This is a genomic window from Halobacillus sp. BAB-2008, assembly GCF_000328325.1.
Taxonomy (GTDB): domain Bacteria; phylum Bacillota; class Bacilli; order Bacillales; family Halobacillaceae; genus Halobacillus.
The window spans coordinates 1-4,245 of record NZ_ANPF01000058.1 but is presented as its reverse complement, the minus strand read 5'-3'; the positions used below and the strand labels follow the sequence as shown (position 1 = coordinate 4,245).

Below are 4,245 nucleotides of genomic sequence, written 5' to 3'. Positions count from 1 at the left end.
CTGCGTCCGACCATCACCAACCTGCTTGGAATCGAAGATGATAACCCGATCCAGTTCGGCCATGATTTATTGGACGAGGACCGCCGTCAGCTTATGATCACACGTGATGGAAACTTTGCTGATGAAGAATATGTAGGTATTCAAGGTGCCTGCTATGACCGTGAAACAGGAGAAACTGTAGAAAATGGAGCGTGTGACACTGGTTTCGATGCTGCGCAGGAAGAATTAGAAACATCCGATTCTATCATATACGGAGACTTGCTTCGTTATCTGGATGAAACAGAAATGGTGAATCCGGAAGAAGAGCAAGAGGAAGCAGCTTAATAAAAGAAAAACCACCATTCCAGATCAGGAATGGTGGTTTTTTTAGATAAGTTAAAAGATATCGAACCAGATTTTAATGGTTGTGCCAAGTATAAGGACAGCGAGTATGGTTTGGAGAACGTTCGTATTCATTTTCTGTCCTGACTTCGCTCCCAACGGCGCAGCGATCAAGCTTGCCAGGATAAGAATAAAAGCAGGCAGATAATCGAATTGTCCCGTTGTCACTTTCCCGATGGTTGCACCGATCGATGAGATCAAAGTGATCGCGAGAGAGGAGGCGATGGTCATCCTTGTCGGTATTTTCAAGACGACGAGCATTATCGGTACGAGCAGGAAAGCTCCTCCGGCTCCTACAATACCAGCTCCAATACCAACGAGGAAGGCAAGCAGGGAAGCGGCAGGCTTGTGGAACGTCACAAGATTCACGGGTGTTTCATCGGTCCTTTTCTTAGGGATGAACATCATGATGGTTGCAATAAGGGCAAGAATTCCGTAAACGATGTTGATGCCGTTCTCCGGCATGAATTGAGAGCCGTATCCGCCGATAAAACTACCGATTAATACACTGCCCCCCATGTATAAGATCAGTGGTTTATTAAGATGCCCGCCTTTTCGATAGGCCCACACACCACCGATCGTTGCGAAGAAGACCTGGATCGCACTGATTCCTGATACTTCGTATGCCGTAAACGAACCGACGCCGATGAAGGCCGGTATATAGAGCAGCATCGGGTAGTTGATAATCGCGCCGCCGATCCCGAGCATCCCGGAGATGTAGGAACCCACAAATCCGATAGCAAATATAGTAAGAATAAATCCAAATTCCATGTGTCTTGTACCTCCTTAAAAAGGGAACCGAATGGACGGTTCCCTTTTGCTGTTGTTATGCTTTTTGAATCCAAAATTTGAAGACACCGTCGTTTTCCTGATGGTCGAGAAGGGTGTGTCCTCCGGATTTAGCCCATGCAGTTAAATCGCTCTCTGCGCCTTTATCTGTTGCATGGATTTCCAGTATTTCTCCTGATTCTATATCGTTCATCGCTTTCTTCGTTTTGACAATCGGCATTGGGCATGCCAGGCCTTTAGCATCTAATACTTTGGTTACGTTCATGATTTCATACCTCCAGTAGTTTTATCGGGTCGTCTGATGGTTACCTTACTGCACAGCGGTTCGGTCCCACTTCCATTTCGCGCTGTTCCTCCTTATCCGGGCGGATTTTACCCATGTTCGTTTCCCGGATCTGCTGATAAGCATTCGGCTGTGGTGGAAGGTTCTCTGTGACAAGTTTACGGAATTCACTAACGTCTTCGATGTTTAAACCATGATTCTCCTGGAATAGTGCTCCCAGTTTTCGAGCAATCGTATGATCTTCATTCCACTCCTCCATCGTCATGAAGTGGGCAGGCAGAACAAGCAGCTCGGCAGATAGTTCCTTATAGCGTGTATAAAGTGTCTCTCTAAGGTCCGCTACCCAGTCTTCTGCTTTTCCGGCAAGGTCCGGTCTTCCAATCGAATCGATGAATAAAATATCTCCCGTCATCAAGTAACGATCATCGACAACGAAGGACGTGGAGCCTTTCGTATGACCAGGGGAATAGAGCGCATGCACATCGATCTTTGCATTTCCGGCCTGAATCTTCGTTTGGTCCTGCAGCGCGTTGTATTCAAATGTTACTTCGGCAGCATCTTCGGGTGGAAGCCAGTAGGAAGCGCCTGTTTCTTCAGCAAGTTGTCTGCCGCCGGATATATGATCGGCATGCAGGTGAGTGTCCAGGATGTGTGTGATCTTCCAATTGTTTTCTTCTGCAAAGTCTTTGTACACGTCGGTCATTCTTGTCGCGTCGATGACAACGGCTTCGCCTTTAGAAACGACCATATAAGACAGGCAGCCTTTACCGATGCGTATGAATTGATAGACAGATCCTCCGTCACTCAAATCACCGACTTTTACCGGCTCCAGGTGCTCACTCCACGCTTTCATTCCACCCTCGACGGAATATACGTTTTCATATCCTGCCTCACTAATCAGTTCTGCCACCATTTCAGAGGAGCCGCCTTTGGCACAAACGACGGCAATCTCTTTATCATTCGGTAACTGATCGGTAATAGACTCGACGCCATCGAGCAGATCAAAGTAAGGCACGTTCACATAAGTGAAGCTGTCACTTTCGATTTTCCAATCATGGAATGCGTCCTCTGTCCGTACATCCAGTAGGAACAGCTCTTCCTTATTCAGCACTTTCTTAACGATATCTGCAATCGGCATAGTTTTTACTGACATCCTATTTACCCCCTAAGGTATATTGGTTTGCAAAAAAATTCAATTATTAATGGAGGAAGTTTCTCCGTTCCATTCCCTCATCCCAGGTACGACATTGTACACGTTCTCCAAGCCTTTGTCTGCCAGCTTCTGTGCAGCCAAGTCACTGCGGCTTCCTGTGCGGCAGATGACGTAAACAGGTTTGGTGCTGTCGATCTCATTCATGCGTGCATCCAGCTCTCCTAGTGGAATGGATACCGCTCCCGGGATGTGCGTGAATGCAAATTCTGCCTGTTCACGAACATCCAGTATGGTTACTTCCTGTGAGCGTACTTCCTGAAGTGTTTCATTGTCCACGATGTGTGGATGTTTCTTCTCCTGTGCTTCTTCGCCGCTGGTTTTCCGGAGATAGTGTTTCAGGACATCCCCGTCTTCGATAATACCGAGATAGTCGTGTCCGGAGCTTTTCGCCCATGCCTGCAGGTCGGCTTTGGAACCTTTATCTGTTGCAAGCACTTCTAAGACATCTCCTGCAGCAAGGTCTTTGAATGCTTTCTTCGTCTTTACAATCGGCATTGGGCAGGCCAATCCTTTGGCATCAAGCGTCTGATTCGTTTTAATTGTCATCTGAGATTCCTCCTTACCCATATAGGTATGTGATTTATTCTGTCGGGCCTTCCCAGGCGAGCATGCCGCCCTCCATGTTTGTTACGTCAAACCCTTTACTCATGAGTATTTCTGAAGCACGGCCGCTGCGTCCGCCGGAGCGACAAACCATGATATAAGGTTTATCTTTATCCAATTCAACCGCCCGCTCTTCAATAAATCCCAGAGGGATGTGTGCAGCACCGGGTATTTTACCTTCTGCCACTTCTTCGTCTTCTCTGACATCAATGATGTTCAGAGCCTCACTCAGCTGCTGTTCTACTTCTTTAGCTGTCATTGTTTTCATATGGTTTCAACCTCCTGATTAGATAAATAGGTTAACGTTTCCTTCTTCTGCATCTGCCAAATAAGCAGCTACACCAGCGTACTGGATGTCATCCAACAGTTCTTCCTTTTGGAGACCGAGGAGATCCATCGTCATTGTACAGGCAACAAGGTTGATTTCCTGTTCCTGAGCCATGTCAATCAAGTCCGGCAACGGCACAGCATTGTGCTTCTTCATAACGTCTTTGATCATTTTAGGGCCGAATCCTGCGAAATTCATTTTAGAAATGCCCATTTTATCCGCGCCCCGTGGCATCATTTTCCCGAACATTTTCTCCATGAAGCCTTTCTTCACTTTAATTGGTTCGTCTTTCCTCAGAGCATTCAGTCCCCAGAAAGTATGGAAGATGGTAACTTCATGATCATAGGCTGCTGCCCCGTTGGCAATGATATAAGCGGCCATCGCCTTATCGTAATCTCCGCTGAATAAAATGATGTTCGTTTTCTTCGTCTCTGACATTTTACTGCCTCCTTATTGGGTTATACTAATACGTGTAGGGGTATATTGTAAAGTAAAAAAATTATCTGCTTTTGACTAGCAATTGAACAGCTTCGTTAATGGACGCTTCTGTTGTCTGATCGTCATTGGCCCCTTGAATGCACTCTGCAAGGTTGGAGCTGACGACAAGACCGATGGCACGATCGATCGCGCTTCTGGATGCAGAAAGCT

At 46.6% G+C, this 4,245-nt stretch carries 7 protein-coding genes and 1 pseudogene; 1 reads left to right on the top strand and 7 read right to left on the bottom strand.

Annotation, left to right across the window (positions count from 1 at the left end; all coding sequences use genetic code 11):
* Positions 1-324, top strand: a pseudogene (locus D479_RS13095) (hypothetical protein); the annotation flags it as partial.
* A gap of 51 nt (positions 325-375) precedes the next feature.
* On the opposite strand, the gene D479_RS13090 reads toward D479_RS13095, so the two are convergent.
* From D479_RS13090 to D479_RS13060, 7 genes are all read right to left on the bottom strand, one after another.
* Positions 376-1,152 (bottom strand): sulfite exporter TauE/SafE family protein, encoded by a 777-nt coding sequence (locus tag D479_RS13090; RefSeq protein WP_008637837.1) that lies wholly within the window; start codon positions 1,150-1,152, stop codon positions 376-378.
* A 55-nt stretch (positions 1,153-1,207) separates the two neighbouring features.
* The gene (locus D479_RS13085) at positions 1,208-1,435 is read right to left on the bottom strand and encodes a sulfurtransferase TusA family protein (protein ID WP_008637836.1); all 228 of its coding nucleotides are present in this window, start codon (positions 1,433-1,435) and stop codon (positions 1,208-1,210) included.
* A 40-nt stretch (positions 1,436-1,475) separates the two neighbouring features.
* On the bottom strand, positions 1,476-2,606 hold the full coding sequence (locus D479_RS13080) for an MBL fold metallo-hydrolase (RefSeq protein WP_008637835.1): 1,131 nt from the start codon (positions 2,604-2,606) through the stop codon (positions 1,476-1,478).
* A 39-nt stretch (positions 2,607-2,645) separates the two neighbouring features.
* Positions 2,646-3,212: a sulfurtransferase TusA family protein gene (locus tag D479_RS13075; protein ID WP_008637834.1), complete on the bottom strand. Its 567-nt coding sequence runs from the start codon at positions 3,210-3,212 to the stop codon at positions 2,646-2,648.
* Between the two features lie 34 nt (positions 3,213-3,246).
* Positions 3,247-3,537 (bottom strand): rhodanese-like domain-containing protein, encoded by a 291-nt coding sequence (locus D479_RS13070; protein ID WP_008637833.1) that lies wholly within the window; start codon positions 3,535-3,537, stop codon positions 3,247-3,249.
* 18 nt (positions 3,538-3,555) lie between these two features.
* Entirely contained in the window at positions 3,556-4,035 is a 480-nt protein-coding gene (locus D479_RS13065; protein ID WP_008637832.1) for a DsrE/DsrF/DrsH-like family protein, read from the bottom strand.
* A 61-nt stretch (positions 4,036-4,096) separates the two neighbouring features.
* Positions 4,097-4,245: metal-sensing transcriptional repressor (locus tag D479_RS13060; protein ID WP_008637831.1), on the bottom strand; the 149-nt coding region annotated here is incomplete at its 5' end.